20 protein-coding genes are annotated in these 22,813 nt (G+C 73.4%); 9 read left to right on the top strand and 11 right to left on the bottom strand.

The features are described 5' to 3' along the window. Positions 1 to 189 precede the first annotated feature (189 nt). Positions 190 to 1,527: a flavin monoamine oxidase family protein gene (locus ACQP2H_RS17255; protein WP_433228045.1), complete on the bottom strand. Its 1,338-nt coding sequence runs from the start codon at positions 1,525 to 1,527 to the stop codon at positions 190 to 192. 89 nt (positions 1,528 to 1,616) lie between these two features. Further along, positions 1,617 to 2,042, bottom strand: coding sequence for a MarR family winged helix-turn-helix transcriptional regulator (locus ACQP2H_RS17250; RefSeq protein ID WP_219470050.1), 426 nt, complete (start codon positions 2,040 to 2,042; stop codon positions 1,617 to 1,619). A gap of 212 nt (positions 2,043 to 2,254) precedes the next feature. Between ACQP2H_RS17250 and ACQP2H_RS17245 the strand changes: the two genes are divergently transcribed. The 6 genes from ACQP2H_RS17245 to ACQP2H_RS17220 all read left to right on the top strand — a co-directional run bounded on the left by ACQP2H_RS17245 (position 2,255) and on the right by ACQP2H_RS17220 (position 8,840). Continuing rightward, positions 2,255 to 4,057, top strand: a complete 1,803-nt coding sequence (locus ACQP2H_RS17245) for an ABC transporter ATP-binding protein (protein WP_219462523.1) — start codon at positions 2,255 to 2,257, stop codon at positions 4,055 to 4,057. 93 nt (positions 4,058 to 4,150) lie between these two features. After that, positions 4,151 to 4,840, top strand: a complete 690-nt coding sequence (locus ACQP2H_RS17240) for a VOC family protein (RefSeq protein ID WP_433228043.1) — start codon at positions 4,151 to 4,153, stop codon at positions 4,838 to 4,840. A gap of 370 nt (positions 4,841 to 5,210) precedes the next feature. After that, positions 5,211 to 6,065 carry a hypothetical protein gene (locus ACQP2H_RS17235; protein ID WP_433228041.1) on the top strand — a complete coding sequence of 285 codons (855 nt, stop codon included), beginning with the start codon at positions 5,211 to 5,213 and terminating at the stop codon, positions 6,063 to 6,065. Between the two features lie 329 nt (positions 6,066 to 6,394). Then, complete coding sequence (locus tag ACQP2H_RS17230) at positions 6,395 to 7,639, top strand: cellulose-binding domain-containing protein (RefSeq protein ID WP_307799098.1); 1,245 nt, start codon at positions 6,395 to 6,397, stop codon at positions 7,637 to 7,639. A gap of 326 nt (positions 7,640 to 7,965) precedes the next feature. Then, positions 7,966 to 8,337, top strand: coding sequence for a ribonuclease domain-containing protein (locus ACQP2H_RS17225; RefSeq protein WP_357536834.1), 372 nt, complete (start codon positions 7,966 to 7,968; stop codon positions 8,335 to 8,337). Positions 8,338 to 8,399: 62 nt separating this feature from the next. Next, on the top strand, positions 8,400 to 8,840 hold the full coding sequence (locus ACQP2H_RS17220) for a barstar family protein (protein ID WP_208566564.1): 441 nt from the start codon (positions 8,400 to 8,402) through the stop codon (positions 8,838 to 8,840). 120 nt (positions 8,841 to 8,960) lie between these two features. Here ACQP2H_RS17220 and ACQP2H_RS17215 read toward each other — a convergent pair whose 3' ends face one another. From ACQP2H_RS17215 to ACQP2H_RS17205, 3 genes are all read right to left on the bottom strand, one after another. Then, positions 8,961 to 9,677: an HD domain-containing protein gene (locus ACQP2H_RS17215; protein WP_219462514.1), complete on the bottom strand. Its 717-nt coding sequence runs from the start codon at positions 9,675 to 9,677 to the stop codon at positions 8,961 to 8,963. A 60-nt stretch (positions 9,678 to 9,737) separates the two neighbouring features. Then, positions 9,738 to 10,241: an ATP-binding protein gene (locus ACQP2H_RS17210; RefSeq protein WP_308290777.1), complete on the bottom strand. Its 504-nt coding sequence runs from the start codon at positions 10,239 to 10,241 to the stop codon at positions 9,738 to 9,740. A gap of 183 nt (positions 10,242 to 10,424) precedes the next feature. Beyond that, positions 10,425 to 10,727, bottom strand: a complete 303-nt coding sequence (locus ACQP2H_RS17205) for a helix-turn-helix domain-containing protein (protein ID WP_219462511.1) — start codon at positions 10,725 to 10,727, stop codon at positions 10,425 to 10,427. Positions 10,728 to 10,793: 66 nt separating this feature from the next. On the opposite strand from ACQP2H_RS17205, the gene map reads away from it, so the two are divergent. After that, a complete protein-coding gene (map, locus tag ACQP2H_RS17200; protein ID WP_357536805.1) occupies positions 10,794 to 11,564 on the top strand; it encodes a type I methionyl aminopeptidase in 771 nt (256 codons plus the stop codon). A gap of 127 nt (positions 11,565 to 11,691) precedes the next feature. Here the strand turns inward: map and ACQP2H_RS17195 are convergent, their stop codons facing one another. From ACQP2H_RS17195 to ACQP2H_RS17170, 6 genes are all read right to left on the bottom strand, one after another. Then, positions 11,692 to 13,038 (bottom strand): pectate lyase family protein, encoded by a 1,347-nt coding sequence (locus tag ACQP2H_RS17195; protein WP_357536803.1) that lies wholly within the window; start codon positions 13,036 to 13,038, stop codon positions 11,692 to 11,694. Between the two features lie 34 nt (positions 13,039 to 13,072). Next, positions 13,073 to 14,401 (bottom strand): Gfo/Idh/MocA family protein, encoded by a 1,329-nt coding sequence (locus ACQP2H_RS17190; protein ID WP_433228038.1) that lies wholly within the window; start codon positions 14,399 to 14,401, stop codon positions 13,073 to 13,075. Next, positions 14,398 to 15,888 (bottom strand): mannitol dehydrogenase family protein, encoded by a 1,491-nt coding sequence (locus tag ACQP2H_RS17185; RefSeq protein ID WP_433228036.1) that lies wholly within the window; start codon positions 15,886 to 15,888, stop codon positions 14,398 to 14,400. The genes ACQP2H_RS17190 and ACQP2H_RS17185 overlap by 4 nt, the downstream gene beginning before the upstream one ends. Then, positions 15,879 to 17,183, bottom strand: coding sequence for an enolase C-terminal domain-like protein (locus ACQP2H_RS17180; RefSeq protein WP_433228034.1), 1,305 nt, complete (start codon positions 17,181 to 17,183; stop codon positions 15,879 to 15,881). Before ACQP2H_RS17180 ends, ACQP2H_RS17185 begins: the two co-directional genes overlap by 10 nt. Further along, positions 17,180 to 18,604: a glucuronate isomerase gene (uxaC, locus tag ACQP2H_RS17175; protein WP_433228033.1), complete on the bottom strand. Its 1,425-nt coding sequence runs from the start codon at positions 18,602 to 18,604 to the stop codon at positions 17,180 to 17,182. Before uxaC ends, ACQP2H_RS17180 begins: the two co-directional genes overlap by 4 nt. Positions 18,605 to 18,742: 138 nt before the next feature. Next, entirely contained in the window at positions 18,743 to 20,071 is a 1,329-nt protein-coding gene (locus ACQP2H_RS17170; protein ID WP_219462499.1) for a Gfo/Idh/MocA family protein, read from the bottom strand. Positions 20,072 to 20,311: 240 nt separating this feature from the next. Between ACQP2H_RS17170 and ACQP2H_RS17165 the strand changes: the two genes are divergently transcribed. Then, positions 20,312 to 21,430 carry a LacI family DNA-binding transcriptional regulator gene (locus ACQP2H_RS17165; RefSeq protein ID WP_208566554.1) on the top strand — a complete coding sequence of 373 codons (1,119 nt, stop codon included), beginning with the start codon at positions 20,312 to 20,314 and terminating at the stop codon, positions 21,428 to 21,430. A gap of 16 nt (positions 21,431 to 21,446) precedes the next feature. Beyond that, entirely contained in the window at positions 21,447 to 22,787 is a 1,341-nt protein-coding gene (locus ACQP2H_RS17160; protein ID WP_357536795.1) for an ABC transporter substrate-binding protein, read from the top strand. Positions 22,788 to 22,813 lie beyond the last annotated feature (26 nt).

The raw sequence follows: 22,813 nt of genomic DNA, 5'->3' as shown, positions 1-22,813 counted from the left end.
ACGAAAGGAACTGTCAGGTATTAGGTCACGGCCGGAGATAGGTTTCAATAGACTGAATCAAGATTATCTATTTCTGCACGTGGCGCTACCGTCCACCCGCCCGACAATCGCGGTGCGAGCGGATCCACCGGGCCCGGGTCGCGCGGTCTGCCCGACGGTCGAGAGGTGGGCGGGTCGACTGGTCCCGGGTCAGGCGGCGTAGTGGGCGAGGACCTCGGCCGCCGCTCGCTCGCCGGCCAGCACCGCGCCCTCCAGGTAGCCGGCCCACCGGGTCGCCGTCTCGGTGCCCGCCCAGTACACCCGCCCCACCGGCCGGCGCAGCTCGGGACCGTGGTCCCGCCACGAGCCGGGGGTCAACGCCCCGCAGAAGCAGCCCCGGGTCCACTCGTCGGCCGACCAGTCGTACTCGACGAGGTCGTCAGGCTCGGCGGCGGCCGGGCCGACCAGCCCCACCAGCGCGGCCAGCACCGCCGCCCGTCGCCGGCCCGGCGACAGCCGGCGCAGCTCCCGGGCCTGCCGGCCGTAGCTGAACGCGGTCAGCACCCCACGCGTCGAACCCGGCGTCGAGTTGTCCACCGTCTCGGTCAGCGGCCCGTCGGTCGACGTGGTCACCCCGGAACACCCGTCGGCCCGCCAGAACGGCGTCGGGTAGACCGCGTGCAGCTTCAACGCCGACCCCATCGGCATCCGCTGGGTCAACGCGTCGCGCAGGGCCGGCAGCGCCGGCGAGTACGCGATCCGGCCCGCCAGCGTCGGGGCCACCGCCACCACCACCGCCTCCGCCGGGTACGCCCCGTCATCGGTGTACGCCACCACCGGGTGCCCGTCCTGGTGGATCGCCCGCACCGGTGCCCCGGACCGTACCGTCCCCGGGGGCAGCGCCGCCGCCATCCGCTGCGCCAGCAGGGCCGGCCCGCCCACGATCCGATCCTGCTGGGCGCCCCCGGCCATCCCCAGCAGCAACCCGCTCCCACCGCCGCTGCGCAGGTAGAACAGCACCTGCAACAGCGACACCTCGTCCGGGTCCGCCGCCAGCAACCCACCGGCGATCAGCCGACCCACGTACCGGGCCGTCACCGGATCGGGCGTGACCGTGGCCAACCAGCCGCCGAGGGTGAGCCGGTCCCACTCGTCCGCCCGCGCCGCCCGCCACGGGGCTGCCGGGTCCACCTCGGCGGCGAAGTCGTCGAGCAGGTTGACCGTCTGCCGGACCGACTCCGGCGGTGTCTCCTGCAGCCGACCGTCCCAGCGCACCACCGGCCTCCCGTACGCGGCCGACGGGAACGTGGTCAGCCCGTGCTCGGCCACCAGGGCGGCCATCCGTTCCTGGGTCGGGCCGATCCACTGCGCGCCCAGGTCCAGCGCCGTGCCGTCGTCCAGCCGCCGGGTCGCCACCCGCCCCCCGACCCGTTCCCGCGCCTCCAGCACCAGCACCCGTGCCCCACCCCGGCACAACACCGCCGCAGCGGCGAGCCCCGAGAAACCCCCACCGACCACCACCACCCGCACCGCCCGCGCATACCCCACCCACCCGCCGCTACGCCCACCCACCCGCTCCCGCGTCCGGGCATGTCGGGCCGGTGTGGCTGTCGAGGTGCCGCCGGGCCGGGGTGGGCTCAGTCGCGCAGGGTGCGCAGGATGCGGGTGAGGTCGGCGTGGTCGGTGGGGGAGAGGTGGCCGAAGAAGCGCTCCGCTTCGGCCGCGCGGGCCGTCCGGATGGCCGCGCCTACCCGCGTACCCTCGTCGGTCGGCGCGACCAGGGTCGCCCGCCGGTCGGCTGGGTCGGTGCGGCGCGCGACGAGCCCGCGTTCCTCCAGGCCGTCGACGACCTCGGTGGTGGAGCGGGGGGCGATGTGCAGGTGCTCGGCGAGGGCGCTGAGCCGCATCGCCCCGTGCCGGGTGAGCACCGCGAGGGCGCGGGCGTGTCCGGGGTTGACGTCCCAGGGTTCGAGGGTACGTCGGGACTGGTGGCGCAGCCGACGGGCCACCGCCCAGAACAACTCGGCGAGGCTCTCCCCGACCGGCTCGGCCGACGGCTCCACCGGAACGCCTGCGGGCGGGTCGGCCAGGGGGTCGGATGTCGCACCGGTCACCGGAATACGGTAGCAGTGTTCACTGTTGCTACCTCATGATGAGGTAACCTCAGTAACTGGACCTGAACGGAACACCGGTTCGCCCGCTGTGCCGAGCGCACCGCGCCGCAGAGCGTGAACCTCCACCCCCGCGGACAACCCCGAACGGAAGAAGGACCCCCTTGGACACCACCCAGACCCACCGGGAGGGCCGCGGCGGCGCCCCCCGGACCGCCAGTGCCGCCGAGAAGACCCAGGCCCGTGCCGTCTCGCTGCGCCGCATCGGCCGGCTGTTCACCGCGTACCGTGGTCAACTGGCTGTGGTCACCGCGATCATCGTGGTGTCGTCGATGGTCGCGATGGCCTCGCCGTTCCTGCTGCGGGCGGTGATCGACCGGGCGCTGCCCGAGCGCGACCTGACCCTGCTGGTCTGGCTGGTCGTCGGCATGATCGCCGTCGCGGCGGTGACCGCCGTGCTCGGCGTGGCGCAGACCTGGATCTCCACCCGGGTCGGGCAGCTGGTGATGCACCGGCTGCGCACCGACGTCTTCGCCCACCTGCACCGGCAGTCGATCGCGTTCTTCACCCGCACCCGCACCGGCGAGGTGCAGTCGCGGATCACCAACGACATCGGCGGCATGCAGACGGTGGTCACCTCCACCGCCACCTCGATCGCGTCCAACCTGACCACGGTGGTCGCCACCCTGGTCGCCATGGTGGCGCTGTCCTGGCGGCTCACCCTGGTCTCATTGGTGGTGCTGCCGCCGGCCATCTGGCTCACCCGCCGGGTCGCCGCGATGCGCCGTGAGATCACCGCCCAGCGTCAGCAGGAGCTGGCCGACCTCAACGTCACCATCGAGGAGGGGCTGTCGATCAGCGGCGTGCAGCTCAGCAAGACCCTCGGCGCGGGTGACGCACTGATCGACCGGTTCACCAGCAGCTCGGCCCGCCTGGTCGATCTGGAGCTGCGCTCGGAGCTGGCCGGCCGCTGGCGGATGGCCACCATGACGATCATCTTCGCCGCCATCCCGGCGGTGATCTACCTCGGCGCGGGGCTGCCCGGTACCGCCGGCACGCTCAGCATCGGCACCCTGGTCGCCTTCACCGCCCTGCAGGGCGGGCTGTTCCGGCCGCTGATGGGGCTGCTCAACGTGGGTGTCACGCTGACCGCCTCGCTGGCGCTGTTCGCCCGGATCTTCGAGTACCTCGACCTGCCGGTGGAGGTGGACGACCCGGCCCGGCCGGTGACCATCGACCCGACCCGGGTGCGCGGGCACCTGCGCGTCGAGGACGTCACCTTCAGCTACCCGGGCAGCGACACCGCCGCCGTCGCCGGCATCAGCCTGGACGTCCCGGCGGGCACCAGCCTCGCCCTGGTCGGCGAGACCGGCTCCGGCAAGAGCACCCTCGCGGCCCTGGTCAGCCGGCTGCACGACCCGGACGCCGGCCGGATCACCATCGACGGTGTCGACCTGCGCGACCTGCGGCTGACCGACCTGGCCGCCGTCGTGGGCGTGGTCAGCCAGGAGACCTACCTGCTGCACACCACCATCCGGGAAAATCTGCGGTACGCGCGCCCCGACGCCACCGACGCCCAGTTGGCCGACGCCGCCCGCGCCGCGCAGATCCACGACCTGATCGCCGCCCTGCCCGACGGGTACGACACGGTCGTCGGTTCCCGGGGCCACCGCTTCTCCGGTGGCGAGAAGCAGCGCCTGGCCATCGCCCGTACGCTGCTGCGCGACCCCCGGGTGCTGGTGCTCGACGAGGCGACCAGCGCGCTGGACACCGAGACCGAACGCGCCGTCCAACGGGCCTTCGACACCCTCGCCGAGGGACGCACGGTGATCACCATCGCGCACCGGCTGTCCACGGTGCGCCACGCCGACCAGATCGCGGTGCTCGACCACGGCCGGATCGTCGAGTCCGGCACCCACGAGACGCTGCTGGCCCGCGCCGGCCGGTACGCCACCCTGGCCGGCTGACCCGGGCCGACCGGGCGGGCGGAGAACCCCCGATCTGCACAACGTGAATCCCCGATCATCGGTGACTAGAGTGACGCCGTGCAAAGTGGTGGTGTGCGGTCCCAGGTGCCGGTGCTGTACGTGGCGGACGCCGACGCGGCCCGACGGTTCTACGAGAACTTCGGCTACACCGAGATCCGGGCCGGCGGCGACGGTGGCTCACACTGGTCGTACCTGCGGTGCGGGGAGTTGACGCTGCTCCTGGCGGCGGTCACCCCCCGCCTGGTCACCGTCGAGCTGCCCCTGCTCGTCTACCTGTACGTCGACGACCTGACCGTGACCGCCGAGCGGCTCACCGCCGCCGGGCACCCGGTCGAGAAGAGCGGTTACCCGGAGCACGCCCCCGGGGGCGAGTGCCGGGTCACCGACCCCGACGGCAACGTGGTCGCCTTCGGGCAGCGGCAGGCCGTACCGCCGCAGGAGCGTGACCCGCAGGCGGGCGGTGAGGTGCGGTTCTCGCTGATCCGGGAGGCCGCCGAGGCGGCCGGTCGGCGCGGCGGCGCACCCGCCCGCTGTCAGATCGGCGGCCCGCGCGGTGAGCCCTGCCCCGAACCGGCGGAGGTCAAGCTCGCCGACTCGTGGGGCGACACGGCGTGGGGGTGCATGGCGCACGCCGACGAGACCCTGCTGACCGCACGCGGCGCGTTCCTGGCCACCGAGGACGGAATGGGCCTCGGCCCGTTCCTGCGCGCCCGCCAACCCCAGCCGGATCGGCAGGTTTCCGAACCCGCGCCGGGTGCCTGACCCGTCCACCCGCAACACCCCACCCCACCCCACCCACCCCACCCCACCCACCCCACCCCCACACGGCGATCTACCCGGTGATCAAGAGATTTACGTCAACTTTGATCTCCCCGATGACGCAAACTCCTTGATCACCAGGCGCGTGGCAGGCTCCGCGTCCCTGTGTCTCCGCTCCGCCTCGTTCGCTCCCCACGTCGAGCGTTATGCCCCGGTGATCAAGAGGTTTAGGTCATTCAGAAGATCAAAGTTGACGTAAACCTCTTGATCACCGGGGCGGGGTGGGGCGGGGCGTGGTGGGGGTGGGGTGGGAGCGGGGCGGGGGTGGGGAAAGTGGGGGGAGCCGTGGGGGGTCTGGGTGCGTCCAAGGGGTATGACGAGTTTTCGAGGCATGTGGGTGGTAGTTGTTCCGGTGCTCCTGCTCACGGCGGCGTGTGCGGGGCAGGACGGGGCGGGTGTGGCCCCCGACGCGGTCCCATCCGCTCTTCCCGCTGATGTGCCGGTGCTGCGGATCGACTATACGGGTGGCTTCGTGCGGCCCGAGACCAATGTGACCCGGCTGCCGGCCGTCAGCGTCTACGGCGACGGTCGGGTGATCACCGAGGGGCCGACGATCCTGAGTTATCCCGGGCCGGCGCTGCCCAACATCCAGGTTCGCACGATCAGCAAGGCCGAGGTGGCGAAGCTGGTCGAGCAGGCCCGCGCCGCCGGGGTGGGCAGCTCCGTCGACGTGGGCACCCCGTCGATCACCGACGTGGCCACCACCCGGTTCACCATCCGGGGGCCGGTCGGCACCGAGCGGTTGGAGGTCTACGCCCTGGGTGAGGCGACCGGCCCGGAGGCCGGCCTGACCGCCGCCCAGCAGGCCGCCCGGGAGAAACTGCGGACCTTCGCCGACAAGGTGACCGATCCGGCGGGTGCCGCGACGCAGCCGTACCAGCCGACCGCCATCGCGGCGGTGGCCGGGCCGTGGGTCGCCACACCGGAGACCGCGAAGCAGCCCAGGGTGGAGTGGCCCGGCCCGGCGCTGCCCGGCACCAGTCTCGGTGAGGGGCTCCAACTGGGTTGCGTGACGGTCACCGGGGCCGCCGTGCAGCAGGTGATCGCCGCCGCCGACAAGGCCAACGCGGCGACCCCGTGGACCTCCGGCGGGAAACGCTGGTCGATCACCCTCCGGCCGCTGCTGCCCGACGAGACCGACTGCGCCAGCCTGTCCACCGACCGCTGAGGCGGCAGCGTGCGGTCGACCCGGTGGCGGGTCGACCGCACGCCGGCAGTGTGACGCCGACCGGGGTGGGGCTCGACGCCGGGGTTTGCGCCGGCGACCATCGCCGTACGCGGTGGGGCACTTGTTTCCATAGGCAACCATCACTACATTGGGGTCCGGGTGCCGCCCTGTTGCCGGGCGGCGGTGTGGCCTGAGCCGGGCTGTTGTCCACGTGCCGAGAGGCATGTCGACGCGCGAGCGATGTCGATGCTCCCGCGCCGTCGGTGTTTCCCCGACGGCCAGCCGGAAGGACCCCTGTGAGGATTTCCCGTACCCGTATCACCGCCGCCGTGGCTGCCACCGTCACAGCGGCGGCGGCCGTCACCACCGTGCTCGCCGGCACCGCCTCGGCGGCCCAGGGCTGCCGGGTCGACTACCAGCCCAACGAGTGGACCGGCGGCTTCACCGCCAACGTCCGGGTCTCCCCGGGCGACACCGCCCTGAGCAGTTGGACCGTCACCTGGTCCTACCCGGGCGGCCAGCGGATCACCGGTGGCTGGAACGCCCAGGTCAGCCAGGCCGGCAGCACGGTCACCGCCCGCAACGCCGCCTGGAACGGCAGTGTCCCGGCCGGCGGCTCGACCGAGTTCGGCGTCCAGGGCACCAGCACCTCGGGTTCCGCCGCGCCGACCGGGTTCGCGCTCAACGGCGTACCGTGCAACGGCGCTCCGCCGCCGACCACCACGCCGCCGCCCACGACCCCGCCCCCGACGACGCCGCCGCCCACCACGCCGCCCCCGACGACCCCGCCGCCGACCACGCCTCCGCCGACGACCCCGCCGCCCACGACGCCGCCGCCGACGACGCCCCCGCCCACGACCCCGCCGCCGACCACCCCGCCGCCGGCCGGGTGCGCCGGTGCGGTGCTCTGCGACGGATTCGAGAACCAGACCGGCTCGACGCCGGCCGGCGACTGGAGCGTGGTCAACCCGGACTGCTCCGGGGCGGGCCGGGCGGCGGTGGACACGACCACCACGCACAGCGGTAGCCGCTCGCTGCGCATCGACGGCGCGGCCGGTTACTGCAACCACGTCTTCGTCCGGTCCAACAAGGACCTCAGCGCCGTGGGCACCGTCCGGTACGGCCGGATCTGGCTGCGCCACACCACCGCCCTGCCGACCCAGCACGTCACCATGACGGCGATGACCGACGCCGCCGACGGCAACAAGGACCTGCGGATGGGCGGCCAGAACGGCGCGTTGCAGTGGAACCGGGCCTCCGACGACGCGACCCTGCCCGAGCAGAGCCCGGCCGGGGTGGCGTTGAGCGTGCCGCTGCCCACCGGGCGCTGGACGTGCCTGGAGTTCATGGTCGACGGCAACCAGGGTCAGCTGCGTACCTGGCTCGACGGCACCGCCATCACCGGGCTGACCGCCGACGGGGTGCCCACCCACGACGTCGACGGCCAGTGGCTCAACCGCACCTGGCGGCCCCGGCTGACCGACCTGAAGCTGGGCTGGGAGAGCTACGGCGAGGGCGCGGACACCATCTGGTACGACGACGTGGCCCTGGGCAGCAGCCGGATCGGCTGCTGACCCGCGCCGGGACCGGGTGGCCGACGGGGCTGCCCGGTCCCGGCCTGTCGCCCGAGCATTTCAGCCGGCGGTGACGTGCCGATCATGGTGCGTTCATCCACGGTTGCCAGGCTGACCTCTGGTCGGCGGGGTTCGCCTCCCGCCAGAATGTGGCTGACCGGGACAACCATCCCGATCGATACGTTCCTGTCGGCCCCCGCGACCCGGAGGACCCGTTGCGCACTCCCGCGAACCCCGTCACCCCCGTCACCGCCCCGACCGCCGCCACCCCGCACCCCGTCACCCGACCGCACCGGCTGCTGGGCACCCTCGCGCTGCTGACCGCCATGATCGCGGCGGTGCTGGTCGGGCCGTCCGTGGTGACCCCGAGGCTGGCCGACTCCGCGTCGGCGGCGGTCTACGGCTCCTGCACGATGTCCCGCTGCGCGGACGCCCGTACCGCCCGATCCGGCTGGTCGGCCAAGAGCTTCCCCACCAGCCGGGGCTGGTACGCCTGGAGCGGCGGCCTGTCGAACTTCGCCGGCGGCCAGTTCCACAACTACGAGGGGCAGCTCCCCGGCGGCGCCACCTACTACGAGTACGACGTCTACCCGCGGGTCTCCGGCGCGGCGCGGGACGCGTACCGCATCGTGGTGAACAGGAGCACCGGGGCGACCTGGTTCTCGCCCGACCACTACGCGAACTTCTACCGGATCTGAGCCAGGAACCATCGGGGTGGGCCGGTCGGCCGGCCCACCCCGGGTGAGCAGGAGGATGCACGATGACCGGACAGCGCCAGCCGGGCTGGCTGCGGGTGACCGACGAGCCGTCGCCGTCGGGGCATCCCACGCCGTCGCTCACCGTGGCCGGCGCGGCGGCCCGCACCCGTCCCGCGCTGTTCGACGCCCTCGCCGTCGCCCTCGACCTGCCCGGACACTTCGGCCGCAACTGGGACGCGCTCGCCGACGTGCTGGCCGAACGGCTCGACGCCGGCCCGCTCACCCTGGAGGTGACCGACGCCGGCCTGCTGCTCGCCGACGAGCCGTCCGGCCAGCTCGGCACACTGCTCGACGTGGTGGGCGGGGTGTCGGCGGGTGCCCGGGAGCCGGTCCGGTTGGTGCTGCGGGACACCCCGCAGGCGTTGCCCGCCCTGCGACTGCGGCTCTCCGCCGTCCTCGGCGGCTGTGGCGTGGCCGTCCCACCCGGCGGCGTGGCGCGCTGAGCCGTGCAGTGCCGTGCCGGGTCGGGTCGTTTTCCGGCCACCGGCAGGCCCGGGGCGCTGAGCCGGCCCCGCCCGACCTGCCGGCGGGAGAGGCGCAGCGAAGGTGTCGGCGGGGCGAGGTCAGTTGGGGTGGTCGAGGATCGCGCTGAACCGCTCCTCGGCCAGGTCGAGCTGGGCGAAGATGTGCCGCTTCACCGGTGCCGACAGCGGGGTGTCCGGCCGGGCGATCAGATCCCGGAACACCGGCACCAGTGGGCGGTACTTCGCCGCCGAGCGGGCCACCTTGGGCCCGACGGCGTAGACCACCCCCACGCCGTTGTCGGTGAAGTCGGAGATCTTGATGACCCGGGCCCACGGCTCCCGGTCCAGGCTGGCCGCGACGTGCTCGCGGTACTGCACGTGCGGGTCCCGGTCCGGGTCGTACACCGGGTTGGTGACCGCGCCGACGAGCCGGGCCACCCGCGTCCCGAACCGGTCGGCCAGCGTGGCCAGCGCCGCCGCCGTCGGGTCGGACGCCTGCGTGCCGGCCAGCTCCCGGGGGTGGTCCTCCACCGCGTCGTGCAGCAGACCGGCGACGATCACGTCGACGTCGCGCACCTGGTAGTGGTGCATCATCCGGATCGCCACCCGCAGCAGGTGGTTGAGGTAGGGCTCCCGGGACCGGCGGTCGTCGCGGTGCAGCTCGGCGGCGAGGTCCAGGGCGGCGGTCAGCCGGTCCCGGTCGGCCGCCGCGAAGGCCGGCAGCTCCAGCCGGAACCGGGCCAGCAGGCCCGGCTCACCGTGCAGCTCGGTGATCGCGTGCATCGGCATGGTGGCGAGGTACGGCGGGAACTCCATCGCCTACTTATAGCCGATCTTCACTGTCCAGCGGACCCCGTCGTCGGGCATGTGACCGGGTCACCTCCTGCCGGAAAGGTGCTTGACCAGGCGTACCGTCGTCCCGTCGGAGGTGCCGTCGAGCTGTGCCTCGTCCATCAGCCGGGCCATGATCAGTCGCCCTCGGCCCCGGTCGCGCCCGTCGGAGGGTCCGTCGCGCCAGCCGCCGGTGTCGGACACCTCGATCTCCAGCCGGCCGGCGTGCAGTCCGGCCCGTACCGTGACGGTGGCCCCGGACGCGAAGCGGCAGCCGTGTTCGATGGCATTGGCGCACGCCTCGCCGACGGCGATCAGCACCACCTCCACGTCGGCCTCGTCCACCCCGGCCCCGGTCAGCCACGACCGCAGCGCCTCCCGGGTGGGGGAGAGCTGGGCCGGGTCGGCGGCCAGTGCGGCGCGGAACACCACCGGCGCGTCCCGGGCCGCCGGACCGGCAGGTGGTGGCGTGCCGGGCGGGTCGTGCGCGGGGTGGCGTGCGGCCACCAGGTCGGGGCAGCTCGCGCCGACGTCGCGTCCACCCGTCACCCGCGCCCACCTCCGCTGATCCTCGCCGCCGGGGCCGGGCCCGACCGTCGTTCCCGCCATTCTTCCTGTCCCGGCCGGCCGTGCCCGGACCAGGGTCTTCCCGTGACGGTGACGCCGCACACGGGTCCGGCGGGCGGGTGGTCCGGTGCCACCGGGCCCGGCCGGGTCGGTCGGCGGTGGGGGCTAGGAGGCCAGCCGTCCGGCGGGGTCGTGCACCGGGCCGGCGAGATCGAGGCCGCCGTCGGACTGGTTGATCTCCGACCAGACCGCGTCGAGGGAGAGGCCGAGGACGTCGGCGAGTACCGCGATGGTCGGGAAGGCGGGGGTGGCGACCCGGCCGGATTCGATCTTGCGGAGGGTCTCCGGGGAGAGCCCGGCGGCCAGCGCGGTGCCGAGCATCGACCGTTGGCCCCGGGCGCGGCGCAGCAGGGCGCCGAGGCGTTGTCCGCGTTCGACCTCGGCGGGAGTGAGCGGCAACCTGACCATGGCTGCGATTCTAGTACCGGGATAACATGACCGGGATACTTATTGGTGGTCCGAGGAAGGCGCTGCATGATCGAGATCCTGAACCCCGCCGACCTCCTGCGCGCGCGGGACACCGGCGCGCTGGTCGCCGACATCCTGCGGACGCTGAAGGGCCGCAGCGTGGTCGGCACCAACCTGCTGGAGATCGACAGGTGGGCGCACCAGATGATCGTCGAGGCCGGTGCGCAGTCCTGCTACGTCGACTACGAGCCGTCCTTCGGACGCGGGCCGTTCGGCCACTACATCTGCACCTCCGTCAACGACGCGGTGCTGCACGGCCTGCCCCACGACTATCCGCTCGCCGACGGTGACCTGCTCTCCCTCGACCTCGCGGTCTCCCTCGGCGGCGTGGTCGCCGACTCGGCCATCAGCTTCGTCGTGGGCGACACACCGTCCCCGGAGAGCGTCGCGCTGATCGACGCGACCGAGCGTGCGCTGGCCGCCGGGATCGCCGCCGCCGGCCCCGGAGCCCGCGTCGGCGACATCTCGTACGCCATCGGCAGCGTCCTCGGCGCGGCGGGATACCCGATCAACACCGAGTTCGGGGGGCACGGTGTCGGCTCCACCATGCACCAGGACCCGCACGTGTCCAACACGGGCCGGCCCGGTCGCGGTTACCGGCTGCGCCCCGGGCTGCTGCTGGCCCTGGAACCCTGGATCATGGCGGACACCGCCGAACTCGTCACCGACCGCGACGGCTGGACACTGCGCAGCGTGACCGGCTGCCGGACGGCACACAGCGAACACACCATCGCCATCACCGACGACGGCGCCGAGGTGATGACCCTGCCGAAGTAGCCCCCGGCCCGGTCAGCGCACCCCGGTAAGCGCCGCCCCGGCCGGGCCGACCGACCGGTCGGACCGCACCGGCGACGGCACGGCCCGACCGGAACGGGTCACCGTGACAGTTGGCCCCGGACGCGGGTCACCAGGGCAGTCGACCGGCCCCGGCGAACGGCCCCACCACGAGCGGCACCAGCGGCGCGGGCACCGGCTGCGCCGCGCGCAGGGTCGGCGTCCAGCCGGCGTCGCCGCCCAGATCCGGGTCGTGGGTCGCGTTGTAGGCGGCCACCAGGTCGACCGGGCGGGGCAGCGCCCGGTCGGCGTCGACCCAGTTGCCCCGGGTGGTGACGGCGGTGCCACCCCAGTCGTAGAGCAGGTCGCCGGCGGCGATGCCGGCGCCGAGGGTGAAGAAGTTGTTCTCCACGTACGCGGCGGACTGCACGCCCACCCCGATCGCGTACGCGAAGTCGTCGCCGGCCAGCCGGTACCAGTTGTTGTAGACGTCGACCTGGCCGAACCGCACCCGGGGCAGCCGCTGGAGCACCCGGTCGAACAGGTTGTGGTGCAGCGTCACCTTCAACCGGCCGACGTCCGGCCCGACCGTGTTGGACGAGCCGATCAGCATCAGCTTGTCCCGTCCGGTGAACCGGTTGTACGAGGCGGTCACCAGGCTCGCCGTGTGGGTGACGTCCAGCGACCCGTCGTGCACCTGGTACGGCCGGCCGAAGTACACCGGCTGGGCGCTGTCCGGGTTGTCGCCGTCGGTGAAGGTGTTGTGGTCGACCCAGACGTGCTCGCTGCGGCGCACCGAGACCTGGTCGTACTGGGAGTTCCAGTTGCCGGTCGCGCCGTCGGTGGGCGACCAGGCGGGGAAGCAGTCCCGGGCGTCGTCGAAGGTCAGGTTGCGCACGATGACGTTGCTGGCCCCGTCGATCATCAGGGTCAGCCCGGTGAGGGTGGCCCCGTGCCGGCCGACGATGGTGGTGTTAGGCCCGACGTTGATCTGCGTCTGGCGGGTCTGGTTGGCCACCGAGCGCACCCGGGCCGCCTCCAGCGCCCCGGTCGGCGGCACCATGCCCCACACCGCCGGGTCGTACGCGGCCAGGTACGCCGGCAGGCTGTACTCCGGGTCGGCCAGGTCGGCACAGCCGAGCAGGTGGCCGTCGTCGGCGGCGAACCCGTCGACGGTGCCGTCCACGACGATCACCTTCGGGGTGGCGTTGCTCTTGTTGGTGGCGTTGTCGCCGCCCAGCGCGCGGACCAGGTCGGCCCGGCTGCGCACCAGGTGAACCTGGTCCGGGGCGGCCGCCGCGCCGCCGGTGGTGCCGGGGCCGTCGGCCGCCCAGCCGTCACCGGCCGGCAGGGTCTGCCGGGCGAACCGCTCGACGCCCCGGGGCGGCCCGTCGGGTGGCGCGGCGTACGCGGCGGTGCCCGAGGTCAGCAGGAGGGTGAGGGCGACCAGGGCCGCCCCGGTGGTGCGTGGACGCATGGGACTCTCCCGAAGGGTGGTGGTGGGTGGTGCGTCAGTCGTCCTGTGCCGCCAGGGGGATACGCGCCGGCGGCACCGCCCACGGCACCGCCAGCTCCGACAGCAGCGCGCCCTGCTCGGCGGCCCGGCGCAGCACCGCGTTGATCCCGCGTACCGTCACCACCCGCTCCGGCCCGCTGCCGGCGGCCGTGACCAGGTCGCCGTCGAGCAGGGTCGGCTCGGGGGCCTGCCGCACCCGTTCCAGCACGGCGGTGAACGGTGCGGTGCGGGCCAGCGGGGCGATCAGCGGGGTGCCGTCCGGGTCGGCGCGGTGGGCGAGCAGGTTCGCCAGCAGCCCCTGCCGGCCCGGCACCTCCCGGGGGTACGGGTCACCGGGCAGCAGCAGCCGGTCGGTCGGGTACTCCAGCACCGCCCGCCCGGTGGTGCCGGTGACGATCACCTCACCGGCGACGAAGTCCTCCCCGGCCAGCGTCACCGCCGCCACGATCGGCGGCCCGCCGGGGGTGACGATCCGTAGGGTGGCGGTGTCGTCCACCTCGATCGGCCGGACCCGGTAGCGCTCCAGCTCGATGCGGGCCGGCCGGACCGGGGCGCCGGTCACCGTCTCGGCCACCGCCAGGCACTGCATCACCGCGTGCGCCAGCGGGTTGGCCAACGCCCCGTCCAGCACCGGTCGGCCGTGCAGGGTGCGCCGGCCGGCCCACGGGGAACGGGCGTAGTAGCTGTCGGGGCGTTGCCAGCAGGCGACCGTGCCGATGCCGGTGACGGTGCCCAGCCGGCCCTGCCCGACGGCGGCCGACAACTGCGCCAGCGCCACCGACCCGAGCGCCTGGAAGCCGACCTGGCAGGCCCGACCGGTCGCGGCCAGCGCCCCGGCCAGCGTCCGGTGTTCGGCGGTGGACAGCACCGGAGGCTTCTCCAGCAGCAGGTCGGCACCGGCGGCGAGGACGTCCAGGGCGATCGGCAGGTGGGTGTGCGGCGGGGTGCACACGATCACCACATCGGGGCGGGCGGCGGTGAGCATCTCCCGGTGGTCGGTGTGCACGGTGGTCCCGGTGGGCACCGGCGCGGCCGGCTCGTCCTCGATCGGCCGTACGTCCACCAGCGCCACCAGCCGCAGCCGTCCCGCCGCGTGCAGCGGGGCCACCGCCCGCCGGTGCCAGCGGCCGTGCCCGTTCGCGCCGACGATCGCCACCCGGGGCACGGCGACCCCGGCCCCGGCGGGCTGGTCGGGGTGGGCGGCCCCGGCCGGGCCGCCCGGCGGTGTCCCGGCTGGGGAGCCCGGCGGTGTCCCGGTGGTCGTCGCCGGTGCGCCCCGGGCGGCGAGCCCGCCGACGGCGGCCGGCGGCACCGGGGCGGTCACGCCGCACCGGCCAGGACCGCCGCCACCGGGTGGGTACGCAACGCGCCCAGCCAGCCGGCGACGTCGGTGCGGAACCCGTCGTCGTCGGCGAGCGCGGCCGGGAAGACCTCCGGCAGGGCGAACAGCGCCTCCACCGTGCCGGCGGGGGTGCCCCCGGCGGCGGCGAGCGCGGCGGTGATCCGGTCGGCCAGCGGGTCGTCCAGCGGCAGCACCGTGCCGTCGTCGGCCCGCCCGTCGAGGAACCGCAGCCAGGCCGCCACGACCAGCGCCGACCAGTACGCCGGCCGGCCCTGTGCGCGCAGGTCGACGGCGGTGTGCAGGACCCGCTGCGGCAGCTTCTGCGACCCGTCCATCGCCACCTGGAGGGTGCGGTGCCGGATCGCCGGGTTGGCGAAGCGGGCCAGCACCTCGTCGCCGTACCCGGTGACCCGTACCCCGTCGGGTGGGGTGAAGCTCTCGGCCACGTCGTCGGCGACGAACCGGCGCAGCACGTCGGTCAGGCCGGGCAGGGCCAGCGCCTCGGCGATCGTCTCGCGGCCGGCCACCGCACCCAGGTAGGCCACCGCCGAGTGCACGCCGTTGAGGCCGCGCAGCTTCAGCCGTTCCCACGGGCCGGCGTCGGTGGTGAGCACCGCACCGGCCCGCTCCCACCGGGGCCGGCCGCCGGGGAAGTCGTCCTCCACCACCCATTGGGTGTACGGCTCGGCGGCCACCGCCGCCAGGTCGGTCACCCCGAGCGCGGCGCTGGCGTCCGCCAGTGTCGCGTCGGTGCTGGCCGGGACGATCCGGTCCACCATCGTGCCGGGGAAGCTCACCTGCCCGGCGAGGGCGTCCAGCACGGCGTCCGGCACCCCGGCCAGGGCCAGCGACTGCTGCACCAGGCCGCGCAGCCGACGCCCGTTGGACGGCAGGTTGTCGCAGCTGACCAGCGCGATCGGCCCCGCCTGTGCGGCGGCACGGGCGAGCAGCCCGCGCACCAGCAGGCCCGGCACGGTGACCGGCAGCCGGTCGGTGGTCAGGTCGCGGGTCAACTCCGGGTCGGCCCGCAGCACCCCGGAGACCGGGTCCAGGTGGTACGCCTTCTCGGTCACCGTCAGCGTCACCACCCGGATCGCCGGGTCGGCCAGCAGCGCGAGCACCGCCGCCGGGTCGCTGGCGGCGTGCCGTACCCCGGCCAGCGCGCCGACGACCCGGGTCTCGGACCGGTCGGCGGCCAGCGTGGTGACGCTGAACAGCGCGTCCTGCGCCGCGAGGGCCTCGACCAGCGTGGTGCTGCGCGGCGCGACGCCGATGATGCCCCAGTCGCCGCCGGCCGCGTCGACCGCGGCCTCGGTGTAGACCGCCTGGTGGGCCCGGTGGAACGCGCCCAGTCCCAGGTGGACGATGCCGGCCGGCACGCTGCCCGGCCGGATCAGCGGTCGGCTCTGCTCGGGCACCCGGCGCAGGGTGGCCAGCCCCAGCCGGTCGGTGCCGACGTTCACCGCCATGCCGGGCCGTCCGGGAAGCGGAACCGGGCGATCGACTCGGGGCGCATGGTGGCGCTGTAGCCGGGGGCGGTGGGCAGCAGGTACCGGCCGCCCCGGGTGCGGACCGGGTCGACGAAGTGTTCGTGCAGGTGGTCGACGTACTCGACCATCCGCCCGTCCAGGCTGGCACCGACCCGCAGGTAGTCGAAGATCGCCAGGTGCTGCACGTACTCGCAGAGGCCGACGCCACCGGCGTGCGGGCAGATCGGCACCCCGAACTTCGCCGCCAACAGGATCTCCGCCAGCACCTCGTTGACCCCGGCGACCCGGCAGGCGTCGATCTGCATCACCCCGATCGCCTCGGCCTGGAGCAACTGCTTGAAGATCACCCGGTTGGCGGCCACCTCGCCGGTGGCGACCCGGCACCGGCCGTCGGTCAGCGCGGTCACCGCGCGGGCGATCCGGGCGTGGCCGAGGATGTCGTCGGCGTGCGTCGGCTCCTCGATCCAGTACGGGTCGACCTCGGCCAGCGCGGTCATGTTGGTGATCGCCTCGTCGACGTCCCAGACCTGGTTGGCGTCCATCATCAGCAGCGCGTCCGGGCCGATCTCGGCCCGGATGATCCGCGCCCGGCGCAGGTCGTCGGCCGGCGGGCCGCCGACCTTCATCTTCATCGCCCGCCACCCCTGGGCGTACGCCTCGCGGGTCAGCGCCCGCACCTTCTCGTCCGGATACCCCAACCACCCCACCGACGTGGTGTACGACGGAAAACCGTTCTGCTCAAGTTCCGCGAGCCGTTCCGCCGCGCCGACCAGTCCCTTGTCGAGCAGGGTGGCCGCCTCGTCGGGGGTGAGCGCGTCGGTGATGTGGTGGAAGTCGATGTTGGCCACCAGCTCGTCGGTGGACAGCTCGGCGAGGTAGCGCCACATCGGCTTGCCGGCCAGCTTGGCCCGCAGGTCCCAGACCGCGTTGACCAGCGCGCCGGCGGCCATGTGGATGACCCCCTTCTCCGGCCCCAGCCAGCGCAGCTGCACGTCGGCGGTGAGCGAGCGCCAGAACGCCACCGGCTCGGCCGCGATCTCCTCGACGGTGCGCCCCCGCACGTGGTGGGCGAGGGCCTCGATCGCCGCGCAGGTGATCTCGTTGCCCCGGCCGTTGGTGAAGGTGAACCCGGCACCCGTCGGGCCGCCGTCGGTGCGCAGCTCCACGTAGCTGGCCGAGTAGTCACCCCGGTTGATCGCGTCGGAGCCGTCGCCGGCCGCCGCGGTGGGGAACCGGACGTCGTGCACGTCGACGTCGGTGATCCTGGTGCTCATGCGGACCCTCCGAACCTGAAGACCTTCTTGGGCAGCCGGTACGCCAGGTCGACGACCGTCTCGGCGGCCTCGTCCTCGGTCAACCGGTGCTCGGCGACGAGGCGGGCCAGGAAACCGGCGTCGATCCGGCGGGCCACGTCGTGGCGGACCGGGATGGAGCAGAACGCGCGGGTGTCGTCGACGAACCCGGCGGTGTTGTAGAACCCGGCGGACTCGGTGACCGCCTCCCGGAACCGGCGCAGCACCTCCGGGGAGTCCAGGAACCACCAGGGCGCCCCGAGGTAGAGCGCGGCGTAGCCGCCCGCCAGCGGGGCCAGCTCCCGGGTGAACGTGTACTCGTCGAGGGTGTAGAGCACCACCCGCAGCCGCGGGTCGTTGCCGTACGCGTCGAGCAGCGGGGCGAGCGCGTGCACGTACTCGGTGGCGTGCGGGACGTCGCCGCCGACGTCGCGGCCGTGGCGGGCGTACAGCCGGCGGTTGTGGTTGCGCACCGCCCCGGGGTGCAGTTGCAGCACCAGCCCGTCGTCGAGGGACATCCGGGCGAACTCCACCAGCATGTGCGCCCGGAACGTCTCGGCGTCGGCGGCGTCGGCCAGCCCGCGCCGGCCCCTGTCGTAGAGCCGGGCCGCCTCGTCGACGGTCAGCGCCAGGGTGCGCGCGGTGGGGTGGCCGTGGTCGGAGGAGGTCGCGCCGGCCGCGACGAACGCCGCCCGGCGGGCCCGCAGCGCGTCCAGGTAACCGGCGTACGTGCCGGTGTCGACGCCGGCCACCTCGCCGAGCCGGGCCACGTTGTCGGCCCAACCGTCGAACTCCATGTCGACCACGTTGTCCGGGCGGAACGTGGTGACCACCCGGCCACCCGGCCCGCCCCAGCCGTCGGCGGCGAGCTTGGCGTGCGCGGCGAGGTCGTCCAGGGGCGACTCGGTGGTGGCGAGGACCTCGATCCGGAACCGTTCGAACAGCGCCCGGGGCCGGTACTCCGGCTCGGCCAGCCGGGCGGCCACCTCGTCGTAGACGGCGTCGGCGGTGTCCGGGGTCAGCGCCGTGTCCACCCCGAACACCTCGCTGAAGGTGCGTTCCAGCCACAGTCGGGACGGGGTGCCCCGGAACAGGTGCCAGTGCGCGGCGAAGCGCCGCCAGATCGTCCGGCCGTCGGTCTCCACCGGGCTGCCGTCGACGCTGGGCACGCCCAGTTCGGCCGGGGGGACGCCCTGGCTGAGCAGCATCCGGGTGAGGTAGTGGTCGGGCACGATGAGCAGCCGGGCCGGGTCCGGGAAGGGCTGGTCCTCGGCCAGCAGCGCCGGGTCGACGTGCCCGTGCGGCGAGATGATCGGCTGCGGCCCGGCCAGGGCGTACAGCTCGCGGGCGATGGCCCGGACGCCCGGGTCGGTCGGCAGGAGCAGGTCAGGAGAGGTCGGCACGTCGGGGGACTCCTCGGATGCGGGCGGCGGGTCGGCGGATCAGGGCGGGGGCGGTGGTGGGGTGGGCCGCAACGGCCGGGCTAGGCAGGTGGCTGGGCCGCAACGGGTCAGGGTGGGTGCAGGGTCGGCCGGCAGCGGTCAGGGCAGGGTGAGCAGGTCGGCGACGCGCACCGGGTCGCCGGTGGCGAAGGACCGGTTGGCGGCCAGGCCGGTGAGCAGGGCCAGTGCCCCGTCGTGGGCGGTGGCGGCCCGGTCCAGCGGGTCCGGTTCGCCACCGAAGATCACCCGGGTCATCCGGGTGTCCGCGCCGCCGTGGCCCTGCCGGGTGTAGCCCTCGACGGGGATCCGGGTGGGCGGGGCCCAGAACGGGCGCAGGGTCAGGGTGGCCTCGCCGTGCTCGGCGGCGGCCTCGTCGCCGTGCAGGGCCGCCCCCTTGAGCGCACCGGCGGCGGCCGGGCTGACGAAGTCGCTCTCGGTGACCTCCAGTTCGAGCCGGCCCCGGCTGCCGTTGACCATCACCCGGTAGCCCTCCCAGGGGGCGTACGCGGTGAGGTGGTAGGTCATCGTCGCGCCGGTGGAGTAGCGGGCCAGCACCGCCATGTCGTCCTCGATGGTGACGCCGGGGGCGAAGACGTTCTGGTCGCGGTGGTAGCCGTCCTCACCCTCGGCGTCGAGGTAGAGCTCCCGCAGTCGGGGGTGCTCGGCCAGCCGCAGGGCGAACGGGTCGTCGGTGGCGGCGGGGGAGTCGTGCGCCCGGTCGTAGTCGCGGGCGTAGCCGTGCCGGCGGCCGTCGTCGCCGTAGAAGAACAGCCGCCCGGCCGCGTACACCTCGACGGGGGTGGCGTCGAGCCACCAGTTGACCAGGTCGAAGTGATGGCTGGCCTTGTGCACCATCAGCCCGCCGGAGCTGGCCTTGTCCCGGTGCCAGCGGCGGAAGTAGTCCGCGCCGTGCCGTACGTCGAGCAGCCACTCGAAGTGCACCGAGCCGATCTCGCCGACCGCGCCGTCGGCGAGCAGCCGCCGGACCTGCTCGTGCAACGGGTTGTAGCGGTAGTTGAAGGCGACGGTGACCTGCCGGCCGGTCTCGGCGACCGCGTCGAGGATGCGTCGGCAGCGGGGAGCGTCGGTGGTCATGGGTTTCTCGGTGACCACGTCGCAGCCGGCCCGCAGGGCCGCCACGATGTACTCGTCGTGGGTGACGTCGACGCTGGTCACCAGGACCACGTCGACCCGTTCCTTGGCGAGCATGGCGGTGAAGTCGTCGGCCCGGTAGGTCGGCACGGGCGGGTGGCCCAGCTCGGTCAGCCACCGGTTGTGCGCGTCCATCCGGGTCTGGTTGACGTCGGCGAAGGCGACCAGCTCGGCGGTGTCGGCGTGCTCGGTGACCAGGGCGCGGACGAACATCTCGGCTCGCGCCCCGGTGCCGACCAGGGCGTGCCGGCGGCGGGACGCCGCTGGTGGTGACATCGGGTGGACCTCCCCGGTTGCTGCAAAGGTTTGCAGTGAAGAAACCACGGCGATGAAGAGCACGTCAACGATCGATGCCAATCCCGTGTCATAGATCCCGTTTCGTGGGCTTAAAGGGGCATGGCGGGAGCGCCTCCGCAATCGACCTGTAACAAACTCCCGTTGACAGTGGAGCAACCGTTTGCATTAATTGGCGGCACCCACGTGACCCCGACCACACCATCGACGAGAGGGCCGCCCGTGCCAGCCACCATCCGCGACGTCGCGCGGGCCTCGGGCGTGCACATCTCCACGGTGTCCCGCACCTTCTCCGCACCCCACCTGGTCAACCCGGAGACCCGGGTCCGGGTGCTGGCCTGCGCCGAGGAACTCGGCTACCGCCCCAACCGGGCCGCCCGCGCCCTGATCACCGGCCGGACCCACAACATCGGCCTGATCATCGCCGACATCGCCAACCCGTTCTTCCCACCGCTGATCAAGGCGGCCGAGGGGCAGGCCCGGCACCGCGACTACCACGTCTTCGTGGCCGACACCAACGAGGACCCGGCCGCCGAGGAGGAGCTGGTCCACGCGCTGGCCAAGCAGGTCGACGGGGTGCTGCTGTGCAGCCCCCGGATGAGCAACGCGCTGATCGAGCAGGTCAGCCGGGAAGTCCCGGTGGTGGTGATAAACCGGCAGGTCACCGGCCTGCCCTGCGTGATGATGGACGTCGGCCAGGGGGCCCGCGCCGCGATCGAGCACCTGCTCGGCCTCGGCCACCGGCAGCTCGCCCTGCTCGGCGGCCCGCGCGGCTCCTGGACCAACCAGCAGATGCGCCGGGCGGCCGGGGCCGCCGCCCGCTCCGGCGGGGCCGAGTTGACCGTGCTCGGGCCGAACCCGCCCACCGAGACCGGCGGCAGCGCACTGGCCACCCAGGTACGCGACAGCGGCGTCACCGCCGTGCTCGCCTACAACGACCTGATGGCGATCGGGCTGATCGAGGGGCTCGACCACCTCGGCATCCGGGTGCCGCAGGACGTCAGCGTGGTCGGCGTCGACGACATCGCGCTGAGCCGACTCACCCGCCCCAAGTTGACGACGGTGGCCACGCCAACCGCGGCCGCCGGCCGGACGGCCGTCGACATGCTGCTGCAACACGACTCCGAACTCCGCCCCCGCGGCGGGGGACGGGCAGCGGCCGTCGGCGACCGACGCACCACCGCACAGGTAATGCTCCAGACCGAACTGGTCATTCGCGACTCGACCGGACCCCTACCCGGTCGATCCCGTCCCGGATCCGTTCCGGATGGCCCGGGCCCGCATCGCCTTGCGGACCCGGGCAGCCCGACCGTGACCACCGGTGGCGTCGTCGCCTCCTAGCCCGAGGAGTGAGCGCATGCACCCCGCAACGTCCCCCACCGCCGGCACGCCGGCCGAGCCGCACCACCGTACCCCCGCACCCCGTCGTCGATTCCTGCGCGGCCTGGTCGCCGCCGCCGTCGCCGTACCGCTGATGTTCGGCGCGGCGGCCTGCGGCGACGACGACGCCGGTGCCGACGGCCAGATCAAGCTCTCCATCTTCTGGTGGGGCGGTGAGGCGCGGGCCAAGCTCACCGAGGACGCCCTCGCCCTCTACACCAAGAAGCACCCGAACGTGACCTTCGAGAAGACCTGGCAGGCCAACCAGGGCTACTTCGACAAGCTGGCCACCCTCACCGCCGGCGGCAACCCGCCGGACCTGTTCCAGATCGACGACAACTACCTGTCCGAGTACGCCGGCCGCAGCACCGTGCTCGACCTCAAGAGCTACCAGGACTCCGGCAAGCTCGACGTGTCCAAGTTCCCCAAGAGCCTGTTGGAGTACGGCGTCGTCGACGGCAAGCTGGCCGGGGTGGCCTCCGGCGAGAACACCCAGGGCCTGGTCTACAACAAGACCCTCCTGGCCAAGAACGGACTCCCGGAACCGACCACCGGCCAGAGCTGGGAGGAGCACATCGCCTGGGCCGAGCAGGTGGCCAAGCGGACCAAGATCCCCGGCACCCAGGACCCGAGCGCCGACTACAAGGCGTTCTGGGTGTGGCTGCGCCAGCAGGGCAAGGACCTCTACAACGGCAAGGACCTGGGCTTCACCGCCGAGGACGTGACGAAGTGGTTCGAGCTGTGGAAGGGCGCCCGGGACCGGGGCGCCACCCCCACCCCCGACGTGATCCACGAGGGCAACGCCAGCGACGTGACCAAGCAGCTGGTGGTCACCGGCAAGGCCGCGACCTCCTGGGTGTGGGTCAACCAGATGCCGGACCTGAAGAAGAACACCAAGGACGAGCTGGGCGTCGTCGCCTACCCGGGTGACCCGAGCGCCCAGTGGGCCCGCGCCTCGATGTACTGGTCGGTGTTCAAGAGCAGCAAGCACCGCGACACCGCCGTCGACGTGATCAACTTCCTGGCCAACGACCCGGAGGCGGCGGCGCTGCTCGGCACCGACCGGGGGCTGCCGTCGAACATGGACCTGCGGGCCAAGGTCAGTGAGACGGTGACCGACCCGGCGATGAAGCAGTCCATCCAGGTCGAGACCGAGCTGGCGCAGAAGTTCGGCCAGTCGCCGCAGGTGCCGATCAAGGGGCACAGCAAGGTCAAGTCCGAGCTGGTCAAGGCCGCCGAGAACGTCCAGTACAAGCGGGCCACCCCGGCCCAGGCGGCGGAGCAGTTCATCGCCGCCTGCAAGTCCGCGATCGCCTGATCGACGGATCGCGGTCGACGAAAGGA

Source organism: Micromonospora sp. CA-248260 (genome assembly GCF_050942205.1).
Taxonomy (GTDB): Bacteria; Actinomycetota; Actinomycetes; order Mycobacteriales; family Micromonosporaceae; genus Micromonospora; species Micromonospora antibiotica.
The sequence above is the reverse complement of the archived record's forward strand: the minus strand, read 5'-3'. Positions and strand labels throughout refer to the sequence as shown.

Coding starts and splice junctions, on each gene's coding strand:
- ACQP2H_RS17235 (WP_433228041.1), top strand. CDS start 5,211: ATGACGAGTTTTCGAGGCATGTGGGTGGTAGTTGTTCCGGTGCTCCTG.
- ACQP2H_RS17225 (WP_357536834.1), top strand. CDS start 7,966: ATGATCGCGGCGGTGCTGGTCGGGCCGTCCGTGGTGACCCCGAGGCTG.
- ACQP2H_RS17220 (WP_208566564.1), top strand. CDS start 8,400: ATGACCGGACAGCGCCAGCCGGGCTGGCTGCGGGTGACCGACGAGCCG.
- ACQP2H_RS17215 (WP_219462514.1), bottom strand. CDS start 9,677: ATGGAGTTCCCGCCGTACCTCGCCACCATGCCGATGCACGCGATCACC.
- ACQP2H_RS17205 (WP_219462511.1), bottom strand. CDS start 10,727: ATGGTCAGGTTGCCGCTCACTCCCGCCGAGGTCGAACGCGGACAACGC.
- map (WP_357536805.1), top strand. CDS start 10,794: ATGATCGAGATCCTGAACCCCGCCGACCTCCTGCGCGCGCGGGACACC.
- ACQP2H_RS17195 (WP_357536803.1), bottom strand. CDS start 13,038: ATGCGTCCACGCACCACCGGGGCGGCCCTGGTCGCCCTCACCCTCCTG.
- ACQP2H_RS17185 (WP_433228036.1), bottom strand. CDS start 15,888: ATGGCGGTGAACGTCGGCACCGACCGGCTGGGGCTGGCCACCCTGCGC.
- ACQP2H_RS17180 (WP_433228034.1), bottom strand. CDS start 17,183: ATGAGCACCAGGATCACCGACGTCGACGTGCACGACGTCCGGTTCCCC.
- ACQP2H_RS17170 (WP_219462499.1), bottom strand. CDS start 20,071: ATGTCACCACCAGCGGCGTCCCGCCGCCGGCACGCCCTGGTCGGCACC.
- ACQP2H_RS17160 (WP_357536795.1), top strand. CDS start 21,447: ATGCACCCCGCAACGTCCCCCACCGCCGGCACGCCGGCCGAGCCGCAC.